This is a genomic window from Thioclava sp. JE_KL1 (assembly GCF_009296265.1).
GTDB lineage: Bacteria > Pseudomonadota > Alphaproteobacteria > Rhodobacterales > Rhodobacteraceae > Thioclava.
Map to the genome: position 1 here is coordinate 1 of NZ_WBJS01000004.1, position 22,692 is coordinate 22,692.

The following is a 22,692-nucleotide window of genomic DNA, read 5'->3' on the forward strand; positions in this document are numbered from 1 at the left end:
CGGCGGTGCCCGCTCTCGAAGATCTCAACTCCCAGCGATCTGAGAAACGCAGTCTGAGCATCCATTGCGAAACGCACTCCCATCTTGAGATGGGTATCACCTCGCAGTCCGCGCCGGCGCAGACAACGTGCCGCTCAGACACCGCTTACGAATCAGCTGGACCAGGTGACGCAACAAAACGCAGCAATGTTCGAAGAAACGACCGCGGCCAGTCACGCTCTGATGACAAATGCGACATCCCTGCGCGACATCACTGCCCAGTTCAAAGTCAGTATGCGGACGACGTCAAACGAAGGCGAGAGCACTCTGTTGGCGCAAAATCAACATGGGGTTCAGGCAAGCGAAGGAGGCCGTGAACTTCCGCAAGCGGTGGGCGAAACCGCTCCGCGCGGTACCACCTTTTCAGCTGAAGACTGGGAAGAGTTTTGAATTCGCACGAAGGACACGCGATGCCAAACGAATTGCCGCTCGCCAAGAAAGTTCTCATCGTCGATGACTCGGCTACGATGCGTCAACTTATTCGAGCGCGTCTGGCAAACGACGCGCGCCTAGTCGTCGTCGGCGAAGCGGCGGATGCGTTTGAGGCGCGTGAAAAAATTAAAGCGCTTTCGCCGGATGTGATCACGCTCGATGTCGAGATGCCGCGGATGAACGGCCTCGATTTTCTTGAACGCCTCATGCGTTTGAGACCGATGCCTGTGGTCATGGTGTCGACGGAAACCCATAGCGGATCGCGCGCCGCAATCGAAGCGCTCGCCCTCGGTGCGATCGATTGCGTGGGAAAGCCGCGGTCTGGCCACCTCGAAAAGAGTTTTGAGACGCTTCCAGATATTCTTCTTGCGGCAGCAAACGCGCGCCTGCCTCAGAGTGGGGTCGAGCGAGCTGCGGTGAGGCCCGCACGAAACTTTCACTGGGCCGGTCAAATCGTGCTGATCGGGTCCTCGACCGGCGGCGTTGACGCCCTCGAGACGATCTTGAAGGGATTTCCTGAAAATTGCCCGCCCACGCTCATAGCGCAGCACATGCCAGAGAGCTTCCTCGCGAGCTTCGCCGAACGGCTTGATCGTATCATCGCGCCAAGTGTGCGGCTTGGCCAAACGGGCCTCCCTCTCGCACAAGGGCAAGTCTATCTTGCGCCTGGTGGCCCGACGCATCTCACGGTTCAAAATGACAGAACACCTTACCTGTCATTGCTTGAAAGCGAGAAGCGAAACGGACATCGACCGTCGGTGGATATTCTGTTCGAATCCGCACTGGATATGGCTACGAATGCCGTCGTCGTTTTACTCACCGGTATGGGCCGAGATGGCGCAGAGGGGATGATGCTCTTGCGCCGAGCTGGAGCACATTGTTTTGCCCAAGACAAGGAAACGTCGACTGTTTTTGGAATGCCGAGGGCAGCGCTCGAAATTGGCGCGGCGTCCTATTCGGTGGCCCTTGAAAAAATCGCCCCAGAAATTCTCAGGAGATGTGCTCAGAGCCCGGCAAAGGTCAGGAAAGTAGGTGAAACATGAATGCAGTTTCCACAGACAGACCGATCCATATTTCGCAAGGCGAGTTTCTCGTCGCCGGCACGGGCGCGCAATCTATTACAACGATCCTCGGCTCTTGTGTCGCCTGTTGTCTCTACGATGAAAATGCGCAGGTCGGTGGTATGAACCACTTTCTATTGCCGAATACGACTGGTTCAACCTTTCAAGCGGCAAGCTTCGGCGTGAATGCGATGGAGCTTTTGATCAATGAACTTATTAAACACGGGGCGCAGCGCAGTGAGCTACGTGCGAAGCTATTTGGTGGTGCGCGCATGGTCAACGGCCTCTCGGACATCGGCTTGAAGAATAGCGAGTTCTCAATCGCGTTCCTAGCTAAGGAACGTATCACATGTGTCAGCCAGAGTTTGGGCGGTTCTCAAGCGCGTAGGGTAGAGTTCTGGCCCGATACTGGCCGCGCGCGCCAGAAAATGCTTGGTAATGCAGAAGTCTTTGAGCGCGATGTCACGCCCGCGCCGGCTCGCGAAATCGAACTGTTCTGACGTGTTGGATGGGAGCAATACATGTCAAATGAATGGCCCCGCGTCTCTCAGGCGCCTTCGTGTTTCAGTTTCTGCTGCCGCTAAAAGCTGACGGGCGACAGCATTCCGTTCCGGGCGTGCGTGCGCTTTTGATTGTAGAACATCTCGATGTAGTCGAACACATCCCGTCTGGCTTCTTCGCGTGTTCGGTAGGTCCGTCGTCTGATCCGCTCACGCTTGAGCAGGTTAAAGAAGCTCTCAGCTACCGCGTTATCATGGCAGTTCCCACGGCGGTTCATCGAGTGCTCCAGGTTGTGGGCTCGCAGGAACGCCGCCCAGTCCATGCTGGTGAAATGGCTTCCCTGGTCCGATTGGATCAGCTGACCCGCCACGGGTCTTTCATTCAGCAGCGACCGGAGTCCGGTTGGTATTTACGCCGATCGGCGTAGGTTGAGCAATCGCCTGACGCGCGGAGTTGTCATCTCGCGTAGCGGCGCGGGCGATTGCGGTGGTCAGTACCCGCGCGTAGTCAGCCGGGGTCTCGTAATCCAAGGCCGAATGCGGACGCTCGGTGTTGAAGTCGGCAGCCCAAGCGGCGATCATGACGCGCGCATGAGCCAAGTTACGGAACATGGTCTCGTTGAGCAGCTCATCGCGCATCCGGCCGTTGAAACTCTCCACGAAGCCGTGTCTCGCATCGGCTTGCCCGGCGCGATGTAGTGCCATTCGATACTGTGCTCGGCACACCACCGCAGGATGGCGTTGGAGGTCAGTTCCGTGCCCCTCGCCATTGTCTCTCGGACCAATGGTATGACATGGCTCATCGTCACCACTTTTTTGAAACCAGTTCCTTCATCGCCGCCAAGTCCGGCATCTGCTCGGCAAGCAGCTTCTTCAGCTTGGCGTTCTCGTCTTCGAGCGTCTTCAGCCGCTTTGCCTCCGGCACCGTCATGCCGCCGAACTTCGCCTTCCAGTTATAGAAGTTCCCTTCCGACATGCCGTGCTTGCGGCACAGGCCCGCGCACTTCACGCCTGCCTCGTATTCGGCCAGGATGCCGATGATCTGCTCGTCCGTGAATCTCATTCGCTTCATTGTCCGTCCTCAAGTTGGGTCGGTCTCCAATCGACGGTGGAGGAAAAACCCCGTGGCAGGTCACAAAACCTTTGCCCGGGGTTTCCTCCGGCATGGCGCCATGAGTAGCGCTTGCAGGACAACGTCTGTCGTCTGGCGGCTCTGCATTGCCCAGCCGACGACACGACGCGAGATAGATGAGGATGAGAAAACGATCCGGGGGATCGTTTTCCTGACGACCATCAATGACCACGGCGAGATAGGCGAAACCTTCCTGTTTGCGGATAGGAAATCTCGGTCACCCAGGCCTTATCCGGTGTCGCCACGCTGAACTGTCGGTCTAGAGTGTTGTCGATCTGCGCCTTGATGCCCGCCAGCCTGGCCAAAAGGGCGACCCGATTCAGGCAGATGCTTTCGCCCTGCTCGAGAAGGTCGTCATGTAGCTTGCGGTGACCATAGACCTTGCCGTTTTCCACCCACGCCTCCTTCAGCAGCGCAATCAGGCGCTCGTCTTCTCGAGTTCGCTTGCTCAGTGGGGCCTTCAGCCACGCGTAGAAGCCACTCGGCTGGATACGTAAGCAGCGCCACATCATCCGAATAGAGAACTGCCCGCGATGCTCGGTCACGAAAGCGTATCTCACTTGGCATCCCTGGCGAAATACGCGCTCGCCATTGTCCTCGGACCAATGGCGGACAATGGCTCGCGCTTTTTTAGAAAGTCCCGCTCCTCCGTCACTCTCAGGAGGGCACTCTTGAGCCGACGGATCTCGGCAACCTTCTCCGCGTCGCCAGTCGAGGCTTTCGAGAACTTTTTCTTTCAGAAGTAGAGGGAGTATTGGCTCACGCCCAAGCGCTCGGCTACGTCCCTGAACGGGTAACCCCTCTCCGAGAGCTGCGCGACGGCATCTCGCTCGAAATCGTCGCTGAACGTGGGTCGCTGCTCATCATGGCCTCCTTGCCTCAAAATGAGCAAAGAAGGCGTCCACGATATACGGGGCTATTCAATCAAAGCCAACTGACGCCACCTTCTGAGGCGCGTGTTTCAATTTCCGTGAAGTGCTGCGGATCGAGTGTATCAGCGAGATCTTGAAGTCGAAGCGAGGCGAAAATTGGGTCAGCATCGCAGGCTAAGTCGGGTGAAATCTGTTCAGCTAGTGTGCTGACGAACACCCCGAGATCTTCGAGCGATTGGCTGATGCGATCAATGCTCTGCAACTCGCGAATGATCTGCGGAGGAAGGCTGCTGTCGATCCCGCTCGCCGAAAGGGCACGCTGGAGTGAAATCGACATGCGAGCGAGCGCTTCCAGTTCACGCCCGACGCGCGCAGTTAGATCAGCAAGCGGAACTCGGCGTGCCTGCTGTTGCATTACAAACGTCCTACAACGGCTTCAATACAAGCTTTTAGTTCGGGCGGAGTGAATGGTTTCTTGATGAAGTTATTCATCCCGAACCGTCGACCCGTATCGATGACTTCACGATCGGCCCGCCCGGTGATCAGGATGAAGCCTAACCCCTTTGTGCGAGCATCCTTTCGCATCGCCTGAAGGAATTGCAGTCCGTCCATTCCCGGCATGTTATAGTCAGAAATCACAAGATGGACAGGCTTGGCTTCGAGGATCTGGAGCGCGCTTTTGCCGTCGGTTGCGTATCCCACCTGCCGGATCCCCATCGCGTCAAGCGCCTGCATGATGAGCCCGCGGCTTGTCGACATGTCATCGACCACGAGGATGCGTAATTGGTCTCGTAATGCCATAAAATGCGATCCTGTCCAGTTAGGTTAAGTCAGTTTATAAGAGGTGACGCCAGCGGTTCTGAGTTTAGACTGATCGCCATCTGTCACCCTTTCCGAATGGCCAACAAACAAGTACCCGCCTGGCGCTAGCTGTTCCTCAAACCGTTTCCAAAGACTGACTTGTGCCTCGGCCGCGAAATAGATGACGACGTTGCGGCAGAAGATTACGTCAAATTTTCCGCGCATTGGCCAAGGATCGTGAAGATTGAGCTCGCGAAACTTCACGATATCGCGGAGCTCTGAGATGATCTGAAAGTCTTCACCCTCCGGTCGGAAATATTTCTTTCGCAAAGTCTCGGGCACATTTGCAACTGCGGTCGCGGGATAGAAACCCTTCGACCCTGCTGCGATCACAAGAGGGTCGATGTCGGTTGCGAGTATCCGAAGGTCTAGCTTTGCAAAATCAGGCGCGCATTCGGCAATCGTCATGGCTATCGAATAGGCTTCTTGTCCGTTCGACGATCCCGCAGACCAGAGCCGAACGCGACCACCATTCCTTGCGGTTTCCAAGAGGGTGGGAAGAACGATACGGCGCAAGGATTCGAAATGATGGTTCTCGCGGAAGAAATGGGTCACGTTTGTGGTGAGTGCGGACACCATTTGTCGACGCTCTTCGCGACCAGATTCGGAGGTCACGAGCGCGATATAGTCTTTGTATTGCGCGAGCCCCAAGGTCCGAAGTCTCTTTGCAAGACGGCTTTGCACCATCGAAGATTTGCCGGGTGCAAGCACAATGCCCGTCGTCTCGTGCAGGAGTTGAGCGATAGCTCTGAATTCGGACTCGGTCGGTGCGACCTGCCCCAATGTGGACAGGGGTACGTTCATGCAGCTTCGATCGCCTCTTGCGGCAACACGGACGTGAGATCGAGAATCCTGATCATCCGGCCGTCTACGATTGTGAGCGCCGAGATGTATCGTTGCGAAATGTCGGCATTAAGGTCGGGCGGAGATTGCATTTCAGAGCGGGGCAGGGCGAGGATGTCCGAGACCGCATCGACGAGAAGCCCTGCGGTTTGGCTGCCGACCTGGACGACAATGATCACATTGCGTGCGTCACCGGCGACCGGTTCCATACCGAGACGGATGGAAAGGTCGACGACAGGCAGAACGGTACCGCGCAGGTTGATTACGCCGCGGATGAAGGCAGGCGCGTGAGGCAGTGGCGTCGCGCGGGTCCAGCCGCGAATTTCGCGCACGGACATGATGTCGACGCTGTATTCTTCTTCGCCGAGGCGGAAGGAGAGAAGCTCGACTTCAGCGGCATCGTTTTGGGGTGTGGTGTCTTCGGTCATGGCTTATCCTGCGAGTGAAATATCTATGGCGCGGGTGTTGCCCGAGGCGGTTTGAACGAGATCGGCAGGGTCGAGAATGAGCGCGATTTGACCGTCGCCAAGAATCGTGGCGGCAGCGACTCCCGGGATGTGACCGTAGGACTGCTGCAACCCCTTGATGACGACCTGGCGCTGCTCGAGAATTGAATCGACGACGAGGGCAGAGCGGGCACCATCTTCCTGAGCGGTGAGCAGAACGACGTCGCCGCTGTAGGAGCGCTTCGGTCCGCGGTATCCGAGTTCTGCACCAAGGTCGAAAAGAGGGACGAAGGCGCCCCGCAGATGGATGACGTTGGTCGATGGACCGAGCGCGCGGATGTCTTCGCTTGTGAGAGTCGCGGTTTCGAGGATCGAGGAGAGCGGGACCACGAGGGTTTCGCCAGCGACATTGACAACCATTCCGTCGAGCACGGCAAGAGTCAGTGGCAGGGAAATCGAGAAGCAGCTGCCCTTGCCGGGTTCAGAGGTGATCGATATCCGGCCACCTAGAGATTGGATCGAGCTTTTCACGACATCCATGCCGACGCCGCGGCCCGAGAGCGCGGAGACCAGGTCTGCGGTAGAGAAACCGGGCAGGAAGAGTAGGTTGTCGATTTCGCTGTCGGAAAGCTGGGCATCCGAGGCGACAAGCCCCTTTTCGATGGCTTTTTCGAAGACCTTCTTGCGGTCGATGCCACCACCGTCATCGCTGACTTCGATCACGACCCGACCGGAGCGATGGTGAGCGGATAGGATGACGACGCCTTCGCGCGGTTTGCCAGCGGCTTCGCGCATGTCGGGGGTTTCGAGGCCATGATCGACTGCGTTGCGGATCATATGGGTGAGCGGGTCGGCGAGGCGCTCGATGACGGTCTTGTCGACCTCGGTGGTCTCACCTTCGGTTTTGAGGCGGACATCCTTACCGATCGCCGAAGAGGCTTCGCGCACGATCCGGGCCATCCGCTGGAACAGCGGCTTGACCGGCTGAGCGCGGATCATCATCACGCTGTCCTGAATGTCACGGGTCAGCATCATGAAGGCTTCGAGCCCGGTATTCACGGCGGAATTTGGCGGCAGACCGGCTTCGGTCACGGATTGAGCAAGCATGGCTTGGTTGATCACCAATTCGCCGACGAGATTCACCAAGCGGTCGATGCGCTCGATATCGACGCGTACGGTGGCGCCGGGCTCTGCAGCGGGAGCGGTGTTAGATGCCGCGGGCTGAGCGGCGGAGGGCTTCGCAGCCTCTGCCTGTTGCTCGGCCGGACCCGGGTCAGGCGTGCGCGCGGGAGCTTCGGTTGCGATCTCCGCTATCTCGTTGGTTGGGGGAGGCGCGGGATCGACGGGACCGGGGCCATTCGCTTCCGCGTCGGGTTCAAATTTCTCATCTTCGTCAGTGTCGCCCGACGGCTCGCTTTCTAATTCGGGCTGCTCCGGGAGGGGCGTTTCAGATGACTTTGGCATCGACGAAATATCGATCTGGCAGACGTCTTCCACGAATTCGAACACCTCCCGGATTTCGTCTTCCGTTACATCCCCAGTGATCTGTACGGTCCAGCTTAGATGGTTCTCCTCCGGGTCGAGCGCATCGAGTGGCGGGACCGCTGATGCGTCGGTCATGATCGAGACTTCCGCGATCTCGGCGAGGGCGCGGAGAAGCTGCAGCGGCTCGTTGCCTGAGGCATAGAGTGCGCCGTCCGGGCGAAATTGCAGAGTGAAGCTGGCCGGGGACGCGTCTTCTGGCGTGAAATCGAAGTCGAGGTCGAGCGCGAGGCCCATCGGCTGGAAGTCCGCGGCCTCGGTCTCGTCTTCCGCATCAGCCCTATGTGCAGCGCCCCGATCCCCCAAAAGCGCCTCAAGCGCCTGAAGGCACTCCTCGGCGGCCTCGGGTTCGCGAGACCCTTCGCGCGCGGCATGGATTTCGTCTGCAAGCAGATCGGCCGCCTGGAAAAAGAGTTTGACCGCCTCAGGCGTCAGGTCGAGCCTCCCGGCGCGTAGTTCGTCCAGAACGGTTTCGAACCGATGCGCAAAAGCGACCAGCGCATCGAGGCCGAAGGCGCCTGCGCCGCCCTTGATCGAATGGACTGCCCGGAAGACGACATTGATCGTCTCGCCATCGTCAGCGCCCTCGTCGAGGTCGGAGAGCGCGTCTTGCAGGCTTTCGAGCAACTCTTCACATTCGATGAAGAAGGATGCTTTGATTTCTGCCATCGGGTCGGACATGTCGCGCTCCTTATCCGGCAACCATGTTGAGCGCCTTGACCAGTTTGGTCGGGTCGAAGGGCTTCACGATCCAGCCGGTTGCCCCGGCGGCGCGGGCGCGGGCTTTCAGCTCGGCCGCGGATTCGGTGGTGAGGACGAGGATCGGGGTCGCGCGGTGGCGGTCTTGCCCGCGCACGGCCTCGATGAAGCCGAACCCGTCGAGGCGCGGCATGTTGATGTCGGAGATGATCGCGTCAGGCTCCAGCCCGTCGAGCACCTCCAGCCCGTGCACGCCGTCTTCGGCGAGGTAAAGCTCCATCCCGGCGTGTTCGAGGGTGAGCTTGAGCATGTCGCGAATGGTGCGACTGTCATCGACCGCGAGAACTTTCAGTGACATGGGGCCTCCGCATCCGGCAGGTGCTGGAGGTCTTCAAGCGAGACGCCGAACCGGGTCAGGGCGCTGTCGAACGCCTCCGAACGCTCGGCGATCTCGAAGCGGTGACCTGCGTTGCGGGCAGTCTTCGCCGCAGAGAGCAGCAGTTGCAGCCCCAGCGCGCCGAAATGGGTCACGCTGGAGGCATCGAGGGCGACATCTTCCGTCGCCACGCATTGCAGCGACGCTTGCAAGGGGCGCACGGTCGCAAGGTCGATCCGGTCGGGCAGGGCAAGCGCGGTCATGGCGCCACCACAAAGTCACGAAGGCAGAGCGTACGCATCGGCAACCTCTTTCAAACACATCCGTGAAAGAGGTCTAAGCCCAAGCCGTTAAAATAGCCTTGACGGAAACGCGCCTATCGCATCACGCGCGAAGAAAGATAGGAGGCGCAGCCCTGAAGCGCTGCGTAGTCGTCTTCGACCACGCTGACTGGGAAAGCGCGCAGGAATTCCGAGAAGCGCCCCTTGGCCTGCATCGCCTCGGCGAAACCGAACTCGTCGAGCCACGGGACGACGCCGCGCGCAGCCCCGCCGATCAGGTAGATGCCGCCGAAGGGCAGGTGGGTCAGCGCCAGATCGCCCACGACCCGGCCCAGCATCTGCACGAAAAGCTGGCCAGCCGCGACGGCGGTTTCCTCGCCGCGGGTGATCGCTTCGAGGATCTCCTGGCCCGAGGTGGTCGCGTCGTCCTCTCCTCTGAGATAGGCGTAGAGCCGTTCCAGACCGCGCCCCGACACGACATGCTCGACACTGGCGAAATCGTGTTTCGCATCGAGATAGGTCTTGAGCGCGAAATCCTCCTCGGTCTCGATCGGCAAGGTGGTGTGCCCGGCCTCGGAGGGGGGCACGACGCGCCCGCCGGGACCCTCATGCACGGGCGCTGCGTTGAACCCGGTGCCGATCCCGACCACCAGCCGCGCAGAGCCCTCCTTCGCAGGCAGGCCCGCCAGGATCGGGTGCACGGCATCTTCGGCGAGGCTTCCCAGCGCATGGCCCTGCGCCTGCAGATCGTTGAGCACGAAGACATGATCGGTCCCGGTCAGCCGCGCGATATTATCGGCGCGGATCACCCAGGCGAGATTGGTCATCTCGGCCACGTCATCGCGCACCGGACCGGCGGCGGCCACGCAGGCGCCCGCGATCTCGCCGCAATCCTCGTCGCGGATATACTCCTCGAGGATGTCCTCAAGCGCGCCCCGCCCCTTGTTCGAGAAGCGGCGGATCGTCGAGTGGATCAGCTTGCCGTCGCGGGCCATCGCCACGCGTGTATTGGTGCCGCCGATATCGGCCAGCAGGGTGATTTGATCGCTCATCCGCGGCTCCCCAATGCGTCTTTCCATGCCAGATAGGACGCTTTCGGGGTGCGCTGCAAGCTGTCGAAGTCCACATGCACGAGCCCGAAGCGCTTCTCATAGCCCAGGGCCCATTCGTAATTGTCCATCAGCGACCAGCCGATATAGCCTTTCACCGGAACACCCTCGGCAATCGCGCGCTGCACGGCGGCAAGGTGGTCGCGGTAATAGGCGATGCGATGCGGGTCCTCGACCTTGCCGTCTTCGACCACATCGGGCGCGGCCATGCCGTTCTCGGTGACGTAGAGCGGCAGATCGCCGGTATAGTCGCGCGCGAGCCGGGTCAGGAACTGATAGAGCCCCTCGGGATAAATCTCCCATCCCATCGCGGTCTTGGGCAGCGGGCCGTCGACTTCGTGATGCGCAGGCCACGGTCCCTCGGTGGGCGCGATGCGCTTGCAGGTGTAGTAATTGAGGCCGAGCCAGTCGAGCTTCTCGCCGATCAGCGCGAAATCGTCTTCCCAATTGTGCGGCATATGGGGGGCGAAGGCCTCCATCACCTCCTCCGGGTAGCGGCCCTTGAAGATGCCCTCCACGAAGAAGCGGTTGTAATAGGCATCATAGAGATTGGCGGCCGCCGCCGCTTCGGGCGTCTCGTCGGCAGGGATCGGGTATTCGAGATTGCACACCGCGCCGAGGTTCTTCATCCCATGCGCGCGCATCACTCGGATCGACTTGCCGTGGGCGAGCAGCACGTGATGCATCGCGTGGGCCGTTGCGCGGATGTCGCGCAGGCCCGGCGCGTGATGGCCGAGGAAATGGCTCAGCCAGCCGACGCACCACGGCTCGTTGATGGGGGCCGCGGACCAGATACGGTCGCCGAGCCGATCCGCGATCACCTGCGTGAAATCCGCGAACCACGAGGCGATGTCGCGATTGCGCCAGCCGCCCTTGTCGGCGAGCGCGGCAGGCAATTCCCAGTGATAGAGGGTGAGCGCCGGTTTGAGGCCACGCTCCAGCATTCCGTCGACCAGCCGGTCGTAGAAATCCAGACCCTCGCGGTTCACCGGGCCGCGCCCCTCCGGCATCACCCGCGCCCAGGAGGTCGAGAAGCGGTAGATGTCGAAGCCTGCATTGGCGATCAGGTCGAGGTCTTCCTCCCAGCGGTGATAGTGGTCGCAGGCGACCGCACCGTTCTCGGCGCGCACGACATTGCCCGGCGTGGCGGCGAAAGTGTCCCAATGGGTCGGGCCCGCACCGCCGAAGGAATGACCCTCGATCTGATAGGAGGATGTGGCGACACCGAATTGGAAATCGGAAGGAAAATCAGAGCGTTTCGGGAGCATCTTCATCCTGTATATAAAATTGGTTTCAACTCGGGCGCAGCGCGCCTCATTGCGTGGGGACCGGACCGGTGGACTGGCCGACGACTAGGACCGCCTCCATCAATTCGTGGCGCGGGCGGCAGTCGCCGCTCTCAATCTGCTCGATCAGAAGCGCCGCGCAACGTCGTCCCGCCTCGCGCACCGAGGAACGCGTCGCGGTGAAGATCGGCTCTTCCGCCGTGCCGTTTTTCAGGTAACCCAGCTCATCGTCATGGGTCACGATCGAGACGTCGCGCCCCATCACCAACCCGGCCTCTTCGATCCCGCGCCGCGCACCCATAGCGGAGAGCAGCGAGGCGGTCAGGAAGGCCGTCGGCGGGTCGGGCCATTGCAGCATCTCGCGCGCCGCATCATGGCCCTGCGCCTCGGTCATCTCGCCCTCGACGATCAGAGCCGGGTCGATTGCCATGTCGCGCGCCTTGAGCGCCGCCTCATAGCCGCGCCGACGTCTGCGGGCGAAATCCATTTCTCCGATGCCGTTGATCAGCGCGATCCGGCGATGCCCCAGATCGAGCAGGAAATTCGTGGCCCGCTCGAAAGCGCGCTTGTTGTTCACATCGACCCAGCTGAAGGCGGAATCCGATCCGCTGACGCGCCCGTGCAGAACGTACGGCATCCCCAGCGTGTCGAGCATGGCGATGCGGTGATCCTCGACCTTGGGTGCGTGAATCAGCACGCCGTCCACATTCCCTTTCGAGCGCAGCTCAGCATAGGCGCGGGCCTCGGAATCGTCGGGCACGATGGTCATAACCATATCGTAGCCCGCACGCGCATAGACTTCACCGGCGCCCGCGATGAAATCCGCGAAAACCGGATTCACGATCTCGTGGCGGTCCGAGATCGGGATGATGTGGCCGATGGCCATCGCCCGGCCCGTCGCGAGGCGCTTGGCCTGCGTGTTGGGATGATAATTGGCGGCCTCTGCCGCTTCGCGCACCCGACGCCGCGTCGCCTCGGAGACTTCCGGGTAGCCGTTGAGCGCGCGACTCACAGTGGTGGGCGACAGCCCCAATTCGAGTGCCAATGTCTTGAGATTCATGAGCCAAACCGCTTTGGATTATCGCGAGCCTAGGGTGCGCGTCTATCGGCGTCAATGATGCGCGTGCGGCGCGGCATATGCTGCGATGCGGCATAAACTTCTGGGTAAGTCATGAGGATATAAAGCGGAATTGATTTTAGCGTGAGCAGGCACAATTGACTTCTTCGCGAGGCTCTGAAACGGTCGGAGCTGTCCAAAGCGCTTTGGGCGGGCGAGTCGCCTTGGGCCAAAAAGCGCGACACACCGGGAGGATTTCATGACCAAACATCTGATGCTTGGGATCGCGGCGCTCGCGCTGTCGGCGGGGCTCGCTCACGCGCAGGATCTCAAATTCGCGCCGGGCAGTGATGCCGACAAGTTTGACTGGGCGAGCTATGACCAATTCAAGAACGACACCGATCTGAGCGGCGAGACGCTCACGATCACCGGCCCGTGGACGGGCAACGACAAGGCGCTTTTCGAGAGCGTTCTGGCCTATTTCTCGGCCGCGACCGGCGCCAGGGTGAACTACTCCGGTTCGGAAAGCTTCGAGCAGGATATCGTGATCGCAGCCAAGGCCGGCACGCCGCCGAACATCGCGGTCTTTCCGCAGCCGGGCCTTGCCTCTGATATGGCCAAGCAGGGCTACCTGACGGCGATGCCTGATGGCACGGGTGACTGGATCAAGAACAATTACGCCGCCGGGAAGTCCTGGGAGGATCTGTCGACCTACAAGGGCAAGGACGGCGAGAACCATACCTTCACCTTCCCGTTCAAGGCGGACCTGAAATCGCTCGTCTGGTATGTGCCGGAGAACTTCAAGGAAGCGGGCTACAAGGTTCCCGAGACGATGGAGGACCTCAAGGCGCTGACCGAGCAGATCAAGGCCGATGGCGGCACGCCGTGGTGTATCGGTCTGGGCTCCGGGGCTGCGACCGGCTGGCCCGCAACCGACTGGGTCGAGGACTTCATGCTGCGCACGCAGTCGCCCGAGACCTATGACGACTGGGTCACCAACAAGCTGAAGTTCAACGATCCCAAGGTCGTCGAGGCGATCAAGGATTACGGCTGGTTCGCCAAGACCCCCGGCTTCGCCGAAGGCGGCGAGCAGGCGGTGGCCACCACCGACTTCCGCGACAGCCCGAAAGGTCTCTTCGACTTCCCGCCGAAATGCTACATGCACAAGCAGGCGAGCTTCATCCCGACCTTCTTCCCCGACGGAACCAAGGTTGGTCAGGACGTGAACTTCTTCTACTTCCCGTCCTATGCCAGCAAGGATCTGGGCAAGCCGGTCCTCGGTGCGGGCACGATGTTCGGCATCACCAAGGACTCCAAGGCCGCCGAAGCTTTCGTGAAGTTCCTCGAGACGCCGATCGCCTCGGAAATCTGGATGGCGCAATCGGGCTTCCTGACGCCGAACAAGAACGTCAATCCGGCGGCATTCGCCAATGACGTGCAGCGTCACATGAACTCGATCCTGCTGGACGCCACGACCTTCCGCTTCGACGGGTCGGACCAGATGCCGGGCGAGATCGGCACGGATGCGTTCTGGAAAGCGATGGTCGCCTACACCACCGGCGACGAGACCGCGCAAGAGGCCGCAGACGCGGTTCAGAAGCGCTGGGACAGCATCCAGAAGTAAGTAACGCCTGCGCCCCCGGAGCCGTTCTCCGGGGGCGTTCGCATCTTTTCACGCCGGTTCGGGGAGGGGCCAGATGTCACCGATCTTGCAGGGTCTGATTACGATCGCGCTTGGGGTGGGCGGCTGTGTCGCCTATTTCTACGCCGCGAATATCGTCCTCGACAAAGTCATCTTCCCGCCGAGCGGCAAAGACCCGGGGCGCAACATCAACCGCGCGAACATGGTCCGCCCTTGGCTGTTCCTGTTCCCGGCGATCTTCGCGCTCGGTCTGTATCTGGCCTATCCGGTGGTCGGCTCGTTCTGGCGCTCGCTGTTCAACCGCGACGGCGGCACTTTCGTCGGCCTTGGCAATTACGAACGGCTCGCGATGGATCCGAGCTTCCGTCAGGCCGTGTTCAACAACTTCCTCTGGGTGCTGGTGGTGCCCGCGCTCGCGACCTTCCTCGGTCTGTTGGCCGCGCAGCTCACCGATCGCATCAAATGGGGTAACATCGCGAAATCGCTGATCTTCATGCCGATGGCGATCTCCTTCGTGGGCGCCTCGCTGATCTGGAAATTCGTCTATGCCGTGAACCCCGATATCGGGATGATCAACGCGATCCGCGTGGCCTTCCACATGCAGCCGCTCGACCCATTGCAGGTGCCGTTTTGGAACAACTTCTTCCTGATGGTGATCCTGATCTGGATCCAGACCGGCTTCGCGATGGTGATCCTCTCGGCCGCGCTGCGCGGCATACCCGAGGAGACGATCGAAGCCGCGGTGCTCGACGGCGCGAACCCGTTCCAGCTGTTCTTCAAGATCAAGGTGCCGCAGATCATGCCGACGATCGTCGTGGTCTGGACCACGATCACGATCCTCGTGCTGAAGGTCTTCGACATCGTCTACGCAACGACGGGCGGGAATTTCGGCACGCAGATCCTGCCCAGCTACATGATGCAATACATGTTCCGCGATGACGGGCGCGCGACGGCGGTGGCCTTCGTCATCATGATCATCGTGCTGCCGGTGATGATCTGGAACATCATTCAAGCCCGTAGGGAGACGCGCTGATGGCCGCTATCGCAGGACAGAAATCGCGCCTGACTTGGGCGGTGCAACTCTCGGTCGTCTTCATGGTGGTGCTCTGGCTCGTGCCGACGGTGGGGCTGCTGGTCAGCTCCTTCCGCACGACCGACCAGATCAGCCAGTCGGGTTGGTGGGACGCGGCGTTCTCGGTGGAGAAAGCCTTCCGCGACCGAATCCCGGCCGACGGCGAGAAACAGGTCGACGGGCTCTATGTGCTCGAGGGCGATCTGCTCAATAACGGGCAGAACGCGAATGACCTGAAATCCGGCACGACGATCACCGCGTTCGGCACCTCGGGCATCAAGCCGGGCGCCTACAAGGCGGGCGAGACGGTCGATACCGGCGATGGCGGCACGCTGAGCGTCGCCAAGGACGGCACCTACAAGGCGACGTCGAAGACGAGCTTCGACGGTTCGGGCCCGCGGGTCTATTTCGTGGCCGACATGCCCCCCGCCTTCACGCTGGCCAATTATCGCAACGTGCTGTTCTCGGACGGCATGGGGCAGGCCTTCATGAACACGCTGACGGTGACGATCCCGGCGACGATCATCCCGATCCTCGTGGCGGCCTTCGCGGCCTATGCGCTGGCCTGGATGGAGTTTCCGGGCCGGGGCCTGTTGATCGCGGCGGTCGTGGGTCTTCTGGTCGTGCCGTTGCAGCTCGCGCTTGTGCCGCTTTTGCGGCTCCATCAGGAGATCGGCATCGGGCAGAGCTTCCTCGGGATATGGCTGGCCCATACCGGGTTCGGCTTGCCGCTCGCGATCTACCTTTTGCGCAACTACATGGTCGGTCTTCCGCGCGATATCATCGAGAGCGCGAAGGTTGACGGGGCGACCGATTTCCAGATCTTCATGAAAATCGTGCTGCCTTTGTCATTCCCGGCGCTTGCATCTTTTGCAATCTTCCAATTCCTCTGGGTCTGGAATGACCTACTTGTCGCGAAGGTCTTCCTTCCGGCGAACGACGCCTCGAAGGTGATGACTGTGAAGATCGCCGACGACCTTCTGGGGTCACGCGGCGGCGACTGGGGCATTCTGGCGTCCGCCGCCTTCATCTCCATCGCCGTGCCGCTTCTGGTGTTCTTCGCTATGCAGAAATATCTCGTCCGCGGTCTGCTGGCGGGTTCGGTTAAAGGTGGTTGATGAAAACCCTTACAAAGAAAGAAGACTGGTGGCGCGGGGCCGTGATCTACCAGATCTATCCGCGCAGCTTCCAGGACAGCAATGGCGATGGCATCGGCGATCTTCTCGGGATCGTCCGCCGCCTGCCGCATGTCGCGAGCCTCGGGGCGGATGCGGTCTGGATATCTCCCTTCTTCACCTCGCCGATGAAGGATTTCGGCTATGACGTCAGCGATTACACCGATGTCGATCCGATGTTCGGTAGCCTCGCCGATTTCGATCAGGTGATCGCGACGGCCCATGCGCTGGGTCTGAAGGTGATGATCGATCTGGTGCTGAGCCACACGTCCGATCAGCACCCGTGGTTTCAGGAAAGCCGGTCGAGCCGGGACAACCCGAAGGCGGACTGGTATGTCTGGGCCGATCCCAAGCCCGACGGCACGCCGCCCAATAACTGGCTGTCGATCTTCGGCGGCCCGGGCTGGCATTGGGACAGCCGGCGCGAGCAGTATTACATGCACAACTTCCTCGTGGAGCAGCCCGATCTGAACTTCCACAACCCGGAAGTGACGCAGGAATTGCTCAATGTCGCGCAGTTCTGGCTGGAGCGCGGCGTCGATGGCTTCCGCCTCGATACGATCAACTTCTATATGCATGACGACGAGCTGCGCGATAATCCGCCGCTGCCGCCGGAAGAGCGTAACGACCAGACCGCGCCCAAGGTGAACCCCTACAATCACCAGCGCCATATCTACGACAAGAACAACCCCGAGAACCTGCGCTTCCTGCGCAAACTCCGGACGCTGATGAACAATTACAACGCGGCGGCCGTGGGCGAAGTGGGCGACAGCCAGCGCGGGCTGGAGATCCTGGGCGAATACACCTCCGGCGCGGACAAGATGCAGATGTCCTACGCCTTCGAGCTGCTCTCCGGGCATGAACCGCTCAAGGCGAGCTACTTCAAATCCGTCTTCGACAAGGTCGATACCGTCGCCAAGGACGGCTGGGTCTGCTGGGCCTATTCGAACCACGATGTGGAGCGCCATATCTCGCGCTGGCAGCTGACGCCCGCCTCGGCGCGCCTCTATACCTCGCTGATGATGTGCCTGCGCGGCTCGCTCTGCCTCTATCAGGGCGAGGAGCTGGGCCTGCATGAGGCAGAGCTGTCCTACGAAGACCTGCAAGACCCTTACGGCAAGGAGTTCTGGCCGGAATTCAAAGGCCGCGATGGCTGCCGTACGCCGATGGTCTGGGAACGCGACGCCGCCTATGCGGGCTTCTCGCAGGCGCGCCCGTGGCTTCCGGTGCCCACCACGCACCAGAATATCGCGACCGATGTGGCCGAGCACGATCCGGCCTCGCTTCTCCACCATTACCGCCGTGCGATCGGCTTCCGTCGCAATCACGACGTGCTTCGGACCGGCGCGATGGAGGACATGTACTGTTCCGGCGATCTGCTGGTCTTCACGCGCAGGAACGAGGAGGAGACGATCCTGTGCTATTTCAACCTGTCCGATCATCCGGTGAACGCCACCGTTCCGCCGGGCAACTGGGTGACGGTCGGGGGCGAGCTGGGCTCGATCCGTCCGATGCCCGATCACACTTTGCATCTCGGCCCATGGCAGCCGAGCATTCTGCGCCTCGACGAACACGAGGCCTGAGGGGGAGACTATGGCCGAACTCAAACTGGAAAACGTCGCGAAAAGCTATGGCGAGGTGTCGGTTCTCGAGAACATCAACCTCGACATCAAAGCGGGCGAGCTGATCGTCTTCGTGGGCCCCTCGGGCTGCGGGAAGTCGACCCTTCTGCGGATGATCGCGGGGCTCGAGAAGATCACGGGCGGCACGCTCGAGATCGACGGGGTGCGGATGAATGACGTGCCGCCCTCGAACCGCGGCATCGCGATGGTCTTCCAGTCCTACGCGCTCTATCCGCACATGACGGTGCGCGACAACATGGCCTTCGCCCTGAAGATCGCGAAACAGTCGAAGGAAGAGATCGATGCCGCCGTCAATAAGGCGGCGGATATGCTGCAACTGACCGACTATCTCGACCGTCTGCCCAAGGCGCTCTCGGGCGGTCAGCGGCAGCGGGTCGCCATCGGGCGCGCCATCGTGCGCGACCCGAAGGTCTATCTCTTCGACGAACCGCTCTCGAACCTCGATGCGGCGCTGCGCGTCGCCACCCGGATCGAGATCGCCCAGCTCAAAGAAGCGATGCCCGATCGCACGATGATCTACGTCACTCACGATCAGGTCGAGGCGATGACGCTCGCGACCCGGATCGTCGTGCTGGCGAACAAGGGGATCGCGCAGGTCGGCACACCGCTGGAGCTTTATGAGCAACCGCGCAACGAATTTGTCGCGCAGTTCATCGGCTCTCCCGCGATGAACCTGCTGTCGGGCGAGATCACCGAGACGGGCGAGATGACCACGGTGAAACTCGATGGCGGCGGCATCGCACGTTCCACCATCCCGACGCGTCCCGAGGACCTGTCGCGGCGCGTGAAAATCGGGGTGCGCCCCGAGGATTTCGTGCCCACCGAGGACGCGGCGATCTACACCGGTCGCGTCGATATCGTCGAAGCTCTGGGCGAAGTGACGCTTCTGTATTTCGAGGCCGAAGGCGGTCACGACCCGATCATCGCGAAACTGCCCGGCATCCATCACGACCGCCGCTATACCGAGATTTCTCTCGGCGCCGATCCGTCCAAAGTGCATCTCTTCGCGGACGGTCAGTCGCTTCTCTACCGCTGACGGACGCAAACAGGCCATCGCGCATCCCTCTGCCCGTTAGTTTGAGGCGAGATAAACGGGCGGAGGCAATCATGGCCGATTCGGAACTGGGTGAACGTGTGGGGCGTCGCGCGCGCGGTGGTGGCGGGGCAGCCCGTCGGGCCGAACGCACGGCCGTGAAGGTGGAGTTCTCGCGCTTCATCACGCGCAACATTCCCGACATGGAAATCCTGAACGAGGAAGCCCTCGAGATCATCGAGCATAACGCGGAAACCGTGCTCGAAGAGATCGGCGTCAACTTCGTCGAGAACCCCGAAGCGCTGGAACGCTGGCGCGAGGCCGGAGCCTCGATCGAAGGCGAGCGCGTGCGTATTCCGCGCGGCCTTGCCCGCAAGCTCTGCGCGACCGCGCCGTTGCAATTCACCCAACACGCGCGTAACCCCGAGCGCAATGTCGAGATCGGCGGGCGCAACCTCGTCATCGCTCCGGTCTACGGCCCGCCCTTCGTGCGCGACAGCCAGGGTGGCCGCCGCTACGCGACGATCGAGGATTTCCGGAACTTCGTGAAACTCGGCTACATGTCGAAATGGGTCCACCATTCGGGCGGCACCGTCTGCGAGCCGACCGATGTGGCGGTGAACAAGCGCCATTTCGACATGCTCCACGCGCATATGACGCTGAGCGACAAGCCCTATATGGGCTCGGTCACCGAGCCCTCGCGCGCCGCCGACAGCGTCGAGATGTCGAAGATCCTCTTCGGTGACGAGTTCGTCGACAACAACACCGTGATGACCTCGCTCATCAACATCAACTCGCCGCTGACCTTCGACTCCACGATGATGGGGGCGCTCGAGGTCTATGCGAAGGCCAATCAGGCTTGCATCATCTCGCCCTTCATCGTCGGTGGCGCGATGGCGCCAGTCTCGGTTGCGGGCACGCTGACGCAGGTGCTGGCCGAAGTGCTGGCGGGCGTGGCCTATTCCCAGCTGATCCGTCCCGGTGCGCCGGTGATCTTCGGGGCCTTTGTCACCTCGATCGACATGAACTCGGGCGCGCCCACCTTCGGTACGCCGGAAGCCTCGCTGATCACGCTGGGCGCGGGTCAGCTCGCGCGGCGTCTGAACCTGCCGTATCGCTCGGCGGGCGGTTTCACCGGATCCAAGCTGCCCGATGCGCAGGCCGCTTACGAGACCGCGAACACGCTCAATAACGGGCTCTATGCGGGCGTTAACTTCATGCTGCACGGCTGCGGCTGGCTTGAGGGCGGTCTGGTCTCGTCCTACGAGAAATTCGTGATGGATGCCGACCAGCTGGGCATCCTGCACAGCCTCGCCAAGGGCGTCGATATTTCGGAGAACGGTCAGGCGATGGATGCGATCCGCGAGGTCGGCCCCGGCGGTCACTATCTCGGCTGCGCCCATACGCAGGCCAATTTCAAGGATGCGTTCTGGCGCACGAAACTGCTCGATTACCGCCCCTTCGAGACCTGGGAAGAGCAGGGCGCGCCCGACACGATGGCGCTGGCGACGAAGCGGGTCGAGAAGATGCTCAGCGAGTATCAGCAGCCCGCGATGGATCCGAGCGTCGCCGAGGCGCTGGCGGCTTATGTCGCGCGCAAGAAGGCCGAAGTGCCCGACGCCTTCCTGTAACCGCTCAGTCTTCCTCGATTTGATAGTCCCGCGCGATCCCCTGGGTCGCGCGGCCCCATTCCGAGGCCTTCGTCCGCGCCTGATGTGCCTCGAACGCGGCCCGGTCGGTGAAGCGTTCCGTGACGGTGAAGACCAGCGGATCGGCTCCTTGCCTGACTTCGAACATCTCGCATCCCGGCTCGGCATGAGTCAGCGCGATATGCTCGGGCAGGTGAACGCGGACAATTCCGACCTCGGCGGCATCGGCGCAGATCAGGCGCCCGGTCAGTTTGACGGCCATCTTTGTCTCCCCAAAAGAAAAGGCCCGCGCCTTTCGGACGCGGGCCTGAAACTCACTCCCACTCGATCGTGCCGGGGGGCTTCGAGGTGATGTCGTAGGTCACCCGGTTGATGCCCTTCACCTCGTTGATGATCCGCGTCGCGGTCTCGCCGAGGAACTCGTGGCTGAACGGGTAGTAATCCGCCGTCATCCCGTCGACCGATGTCACCGCGCGCAGGGCACATGCGTAGTCATAAGTCCGCCCGTCGCCCATCACGCCTACGGTGCGCACCGGCAGGATCGCGACGAAGGCCTGCCAGATCTCGTCATAAAGCCCGTGCTTGCGGATCTGGTCGATATAGACCGCGTCGGCCTTGCGCAGGATCTCCAGCTTGTCGCGGGTGATCTCTCCGGGGCAGCGGATCGCGAGGCCGGGGCCGGGGAAGGGGTGACGGCCGATGAACGACGCCGGCAGACCCAGCTCGTGACCCAGCGCGCGGACCTCGTCCTTGAACAGCTCGCGCAGCGGCTCGACCAGCTTGAGGCCCATCTTCTCGGGGAGACCGCCCACATTGTGGTGCGACTTGATCGTGACCGAAGGGCCGCCCGAGAAGCTCACCGATTCAATGACATCGGGATAAAGCGTGCCCTGCGCGAGGAAGCTCGCATCCTCGATCTCACCCGCATATTTCTGGAACACGTCGATGAAGAGGCGCCCGATCGTCTTGCGCTTGACCTCAGGGTCGGTGACGCCTTCCAGCTCGCCGAGGAACAGCTCGCTCTCATCGGCATGGATCAGCTTGATGTTGTAATGGTCGCGGAACATCGTGACCACTTCCTCGGCCTCGTTCATCCGCAGCAGGCCATGATCCACGAAGACACAGGTCAGCTGATCGCCGATCGCCTCGTGCAGCAGGATCGCGGTGACCGAGCTGTCGACGCCGCCGGACAGACCGCAGATCACATGGCTGTCGCCCACCTGCTCGCGGATCTGGCGGATCGCCTCGTCGCGATAGGCGTCCATCGTCCAGTCGCCGGTGAAGCCCGCGTCGCGCACGAAGTTCTCGTAGAGCGTCTTGCCGTTGGGCGTGTGATGCACCTCCGGGTGGAACTGCACCGCGTAGAAGCGACGGCTCAGATCGGCGGTGATCGCGTACGGTGCGCCCGGCGAGGTGCCATAGACCTCGAAGCCCGGCGCGATGCGGCTGACATGGTCGCCATGGCTCATCCAGACCTGCTCGCGGCCCGCGCCATCCATGAACCAGCCGGTCAGCAGATCGATCCGCGTCTCGGTCGGCGTCACATAGGCGCGCCCGAATTCGGCGGAGCCGTGCTTGGCCTCCACCAGACCGCCCAGATCCTGCATCATCACCTGCTGGCCGTAGCAGATGCCGAGGATCGGCACGCCCAGCTCATAGGCCGATTTCGGCGGCCGGGGAGAGCCCTCGCGCGTAACCGAATCCGGTCCGCCCGAGAAGATGATCGCTTTCGGGGCGAACTCTTTCAGGAAGGCGTCGGTGACGTTCTGATAGGGATGGATTTCGCAGTAAACATTCAGCTCGCGAAGCCGCCGCGCAATCAGCTGCGTGACTTGAGAGCCGAAGTCGATGATGAGGAGGCGCTGATGGTCTGTCATGCCGTTGGCATTAGGACGCGTTTTCGCGCTTGGCAAGAGGGCAGGTAAGACGAAGCTTGCCTCAA

General features: G+C 61.3%; 20 protein-coding genes and 4 pseudogenes. 9 read left to right on the top strand and 15 right to left on the bottom strand.

All coding sequences use genetic code 11. The features are described 5' to 3' along the window. Window positions 1-153: 153 nt before the first annotated feature. The 3 genes and pseudogenes from F8R15_RS07895 to F8R15_RS07905 form a co-directional block, all read left to right on the top strand. Window positions 154-429: pseudogene (locus tag F8R15_RS07895) on the top strand (methyl-accepting chemotaxis protein); the annotation flags it as partial. Window positions 430-449: 20 nt separating this feature from the next. Continuing rightward, the gene (locus F8R15_RS07900) at window positions 450-1,514 is read left to right on the top strand and encodes a chemotaxis response regulator protein-glutamate methylesterase (RefSeq protein ID WP_152844229.1); all 1,065 of its coding nucleotides are present in this window, start codon (window positions 450-452) and stop codon (window positions 1,512-1,514) included. After that, complete coding sequence (locus F8R15_RS07905) at window positions 1,511-2,032, top strand: chemotaxis protein CheD (RefSeq protein WP_078541065.1); 522 nt, start codon at window positions 1,511-1,513, stop codon at window positions 2,030-2,032. The genes F8R15_RS07900 and F8R15_RS07905 overlap by 4 nt, the downstream gene beginning before the upstream one ends. An 80-nt stretch (window positions 2,033-2,112) precedes the next feature. On the opposite strand, the pseudogene F8R15_RS07910 reads toward F8R15_RS07905, so the two are convergent. From F8R15_RS07910 to F8R15_RS07970, 13 genes and pseudogenes are all read right to left on the bottom strand, one after another. Beyond that, window positions 2,113-2,409: pseudogene (locus F8R15_RS07910) on the bottom strand (IS3 family transposase); the annotation flags it as partial. Window position 2,410: 1 nt separating this feature from the next. Continuing rightward, window positions 2,411-3,104, bottom strand: a pseudogene (locus F8R15_RS07915) (integrase core domain-containing protein). A 63-nt stretch (window positions 3,105-3,167) separates the two neighbouring features. Further along, a pseudogene (locus F8R15_RS07920) lies at window positions 3,168-4,047 on the bottom strand (IS3 family transposase); the annotation flags it as partial. 41 nt (window positions 4,048-4,088) lie between these two features. After that, complete coding sequence (locus F8R15_RS07925; protein WP_152844230.1) at window positions 4,089-4,451, bottom strand: hypothetical protein; 363 nt, start codon at window positions 4,449-4,451, stop codon at window positions 4,089-4,091. Next, on the bottom strand, window positions 4,451-4,837 hold the full coding sequence (locus tag F8R15_RS07930; protein ID WP_078550485.1) for a response regulator: 387 nt from the start codon (window positions 4,835-4,837) through the stop codon (window positions 4,451-4,453). The genes F8R15_RS07925 and F8R15_RS07930 overlap by 1 nt, the downstream gene beginning before the upstream one ends. A 24-nt stretch (window positions 4,838-4,861) precedes the next feature. Then, complete coding sequence (locus F8R15_RS07935; RefSeq protein ID WP_152844231.1) at window positions 4,862-5,701, bottom strand: protein-glutamate O-methyltransferase CheR; 840 nt, start codon at window positions 5,699-5,701, stop codon at window positions 4,862-4,864. After that, entirely contained in the window at window positions 5,698-6,168 is a 471-nt protein-coding gene (locus tag F8R15_RS07940; RefSeq protein WP_152844232.1) for a chemotaxis protein CheW, read from the bottom strand. The genes F8R15_RS07935 and F8R15_RS07940 overlap by 4 nt, the downstream gene beginning before the upstream one ends. 3 nt (window positions 6,169-6,171) lie before the next feature. Beyond that, window positions 6,172-8,409: a chemotaxis protein CheA gene (locus tag F8R15_RS07945; protein ID WP_152844233.1), complete on the bottom strand. Its 2,238-nt coding sequence runs from the start codon at window positions 8,407-8,409 to the stop codon at window positions 6,172-6,174. 10 nt (window positions 8,410-8,419) lie between these two features. Then, on the bottom strand, window positions 8,420-8,785 hold the full coding sequence (locus F8R15_RS07950; RefSeq protein WP_078520611.1) for a response regulator: 366 nt from the start codon (window positions 8,783-8,785) through the stop codon (window positions 8,420-8,422). Continuing rightward, a complete protein-coding gene (locus F8R15_RS07955) occupies window positions 8,776-9,066 on the bottom strand; it encodes an STAS domain-containing protein (protein WP_152844234.1) in 291 nt (96 codons plus the stop codon). Before F8R15_RS07955 ends, F8R15_RS07950 begins: the two co-directional genes overlap by 10 nt. Before the next feature lie 113 nt (window positions 9,067-9,179). After that, window positions 9,180-10,136 carry an ROK family protein gene (locus F8R15_RS07960; RefSeq protein ID WP_152844235.1) on the bottom strand — a complete coding sequence of 319 codons (957 nt, stop codon included), beginning with the start codon at window positions 10,134-10,136 and terminating at the stop codon, window positions 9,180-9,182. After that, on the bottom strand, window positions 10,133-11,461 hold the full coding sequence (locus F8R15_RS07965) for a GH1 family beta-glucosidase (protein WP_152844236.1): 1,329 nt from the start codon (window positions 11,459-11,461) through the stop codon (window positions 10,133-10,135). Before F8R15_RS07965 ends, F8R15_RS07960 begins: the two co-directional genes overlap by 4 nt. Window positions 11,462-11,507: 46 nt before the next feature. Continuing rightward, on the bottom strand, window positions 11,508-12,539 hold the full coding sequence (locus F8R15_RS07970) for a LacI family DNA-binding transcriptional regulator (protein ID WP_152844237.1): 1,032 nt from the start codon (window positions 12,537-12,539) through the stop codon (window positions 11,508-11,510). A 256-nt stretch (window positions 12,540-12,795) separates the two neighbouring features. Between F8R15_RS07970 and F8R15_RS07975 the strand changes: the two genes are divergently transcribed. The 6 genes from F8R15_RS07975 to F8R15_RS08000 all read left to right on the top strand — a co-directional run bounded on the left by F8R15_RS07975 (window position 12,796) and on the right by F8R15_RS08000 (window position 20,732). Then, the gene (locus F8R15_RS07975; protein ID WP_152844238.1) at window positions 12,796-14,160 is read left to right on the top strand and encodes an ABC transporter substrate-binding protein; all 1,365 of its coding nucleotides are present in this window, start codon (window positions 12,796-12,798) and stop codon (window positions 14,158-14,160) included. Between the two features lie 73 nt (window positions 14,161-14,233). Further along, window positions 14,234-15,211, top strand: a complete 978-nt coding sequence (locus F8R15_RS07980; protein WP_078520616.1) for a carbohydrate ABC transporter permease — start codon at window positions 14,234-14,236, stop codon at window positions 15,209-15,211. Beyond that, entirely contained in the window at window positions 15,211-16,368 is a 1,158-nt protein-coding gene (locus F8R15_RS07985; protein ID WP_152844239.1) for a carbohydrate ABC transporter permease, read from the top strand. Before F8R15_RS07980 ends, F8R15_RS07985 begins: the two co-directional genes overlap by 1 nt. Continuing rightward, window positions 16,368-18,008 (top strand): alpha-glucosidase, encoded by a 1,641-nt coding sequence (locus F8R15_RS07990; RefSeq protein WP_152844240.1) that lies wholly within the window; start codon window positions 16,368-16,370, stop codon window positions 18,006-18,008. Before F8R15_RS07985 ends, F8R15_RS07990 begins: the two co-directional genes overlap by 1 nt. A 10-nt stretch (window positions 18,009-18,018) precedes the next feature. After that, window positions 18,019-19,104, top strand: coding sequence for an ABC transporter ATP-binding protein (locus tag F8R15_RS07995; RefSeq protein ID WP_152844241.1), 1,086 nt, complete (start codon window positions 18,019-18,021; stop codon window positions 19,102-19,104). A gap of 71 nt (window positions 19,105-19,175) precedes the next feature. Continuing rightward, window positions 19,176-20,732, top strand: a complete 1,557-nt coding sequence (locus F8R15_RS08000) for a trimethylamine methyltransferase family protein (RefSeq protein ID WP_152844242.1) — start codon at window positions 19,176-19,178, stop codon at window positions 20,730-20,732. A 4-nt stretch (window positions 20,733-20,736) separates the two neighbouring features. On the opposite strand, the gene F8R15_RS08005 is transcribed toward F8R15_RS08000, so the two are convergent. After that, window positions 20,737-21,012: a putative quinol monooxygenase gene (locus F8R15_RS08005; protein WP_078520621.1), complete on the bottom strand. Its 276-nt coding sequence runs from the start codon at window positions 21,010-21,012 to the stop codon at window positions 20,737-20,739. A gap of 52 nt (window positions 21,013-21,064) precedes the next feature. Beyond that, a complete protein-coding gene (gene guaA, locus F8R15_RS08010; protein WP_078520622.1) occupies window positions 21,065-22,627 on the bottom strand; it encodes a glutamine-hydrolyzing GMP synthase in 1,563 nt (520 codons plus the stop codon). Window positions 22,628-22,692 lie beyond the last annotated feature (65 nt).

Bases quoted from the DNA above. Each gene is read 5' to 3' on its own strand.
- F8R15_RS07900 (WP_152844229.1), top strand. From the start codon at position 450: ATGCCAAACGAATTGCCGCTCGCCAAGAAAGTTCTCATCGTCGATGAC.
- F8R15_RS07905 (WP_078541065.1), top strand. From the start codon at position 1,511: ATGAATGCAGTTTCCACAGACAGACCGATCCATATTTCGCAAGGCGAG.
- F8R15_RS07925 (WP_152844230.1), bottom strand. From the start codon at position 4,451: ATGCAACAGCAGGCACGCCGAGTTCCGCTTGCTGATCTAACTGCGCGC.
- F8R15_RS07930 (WP_078550485.1), bottom strand. From the start codon at position 4,837: ATGGCATTACGAGACCAATTACGCATCCTCGTGGTCGATGACATGTCG.
- F8R15_RS07935 (WP_152844231.1), bottom strand. From the start codon at position 5,701: ATGAACGTACCCCTGTCCACATTGGGGCAGGTCGCACCGACCGAGTCC.
- F8R15_RS07940 (WP_152844232.1), bottom strand. From the start codon at position 6,168: ATGACCGAAGACACCACACCCCAAAACGATGCCGCTGAAGTCGAGCTT.
- F8R15_RS07945 (WP_152844233.1), bottom strand. From the start codon at position 8,409: ATGTCCGACCCGATGGCAGAAATCAAAGCATCCTTCTTCATCGAATGT.
- F8R15_RS07950 (WP_078520611.1), bottom strand. From the start codon at position 8,785: ATGTCACTGAAAGTTCTCGCGGTCGATGACAGTCGCACCATTCGCGAC.
- F8R15_RS07955 (WP_152844234.1), bottom strand. From the start codon at position 9,066: ATGACCGCGCTTGCCCTGCCCGACCGGATCGACCTTGCGACCGTGCGC.
- F8R15_RS07960 (WP_152844235.1), bottom strand. From the start codon at position 10,136: ATGAGCGATCAAATCACCCTGCTGGCCGATATCGGCGGCACCAATACA.
- F8R15_RS07965 (WP_152844236.1), bottom strand. From the start codon at position 11,461: ATGCTCCCGAAACGCTCTGATTTTCCTTCCGATTTCCAATTCGGTGTC.
- F8R15_RS07970 (WP_152844237.1), bottom strand. From the start codon at position 12,539: ATGAATCTCAAGACATTGGCACTCGAATTGGGGCTGTCGCCCACCACT.
- F8R15_RS07975 (WP_152844238.1), top strand. From the start codon at position 12,796: ATGACCAAACATCTGATGCTTGGGATCGCGGCGCTCGCGCTGTCGGCG.
- F8R15_RS07980 (WP_078520616.1), top strand. From the start codon at position 14,234: ATGTCACCGATCTTGCAGGGTCTGATTACGATCGCGCTTGGGGTGGGC.
- F8R15_RS07985 (WP_152844239.1), top strand. From the start codon at position 15,211: ATGGCCGCTATCGCAGGACAGAAATCGCGCCTGACTTGGGCGGTGCAA.
- F8R15_RS07990 (WP_152844240.1), top strand. From the start codon at position 16,368: ATGAAAACCCTTACAAAGAAAGAAGACTGGTGGCGCGGGGCCGTGATC.
- F8R15_RS07995 (WP_152844241.1), top strand. From the start codon at position 18,019: ATGGCCGAACTCAAACTGGAAAACGTCGCGAAAAGCTATGGCGAGGTG.
- F8R15_RS08000 (WP_152844242.1), top strand. From the start codon at position 19,176: ATGGCCGATTCGGAACTGGGTGAACGTGTGGGGCGTCGCGCGCGCGGT.
- F8R15_RS08005 (WP_078520621.1), bottom strand. From the start codon at position 21,012: ATGGCCGTCAAACTGACCGGGCGCCTGATCTGCGCCGATGCCGCCGAG.
- guaA (WP_078520622.1), bottom strand. From the start codon at position 22,627: ATGACAGACCATCAGCGCCTCCTCATCATCGACTTCGGCTCTCAAGTC.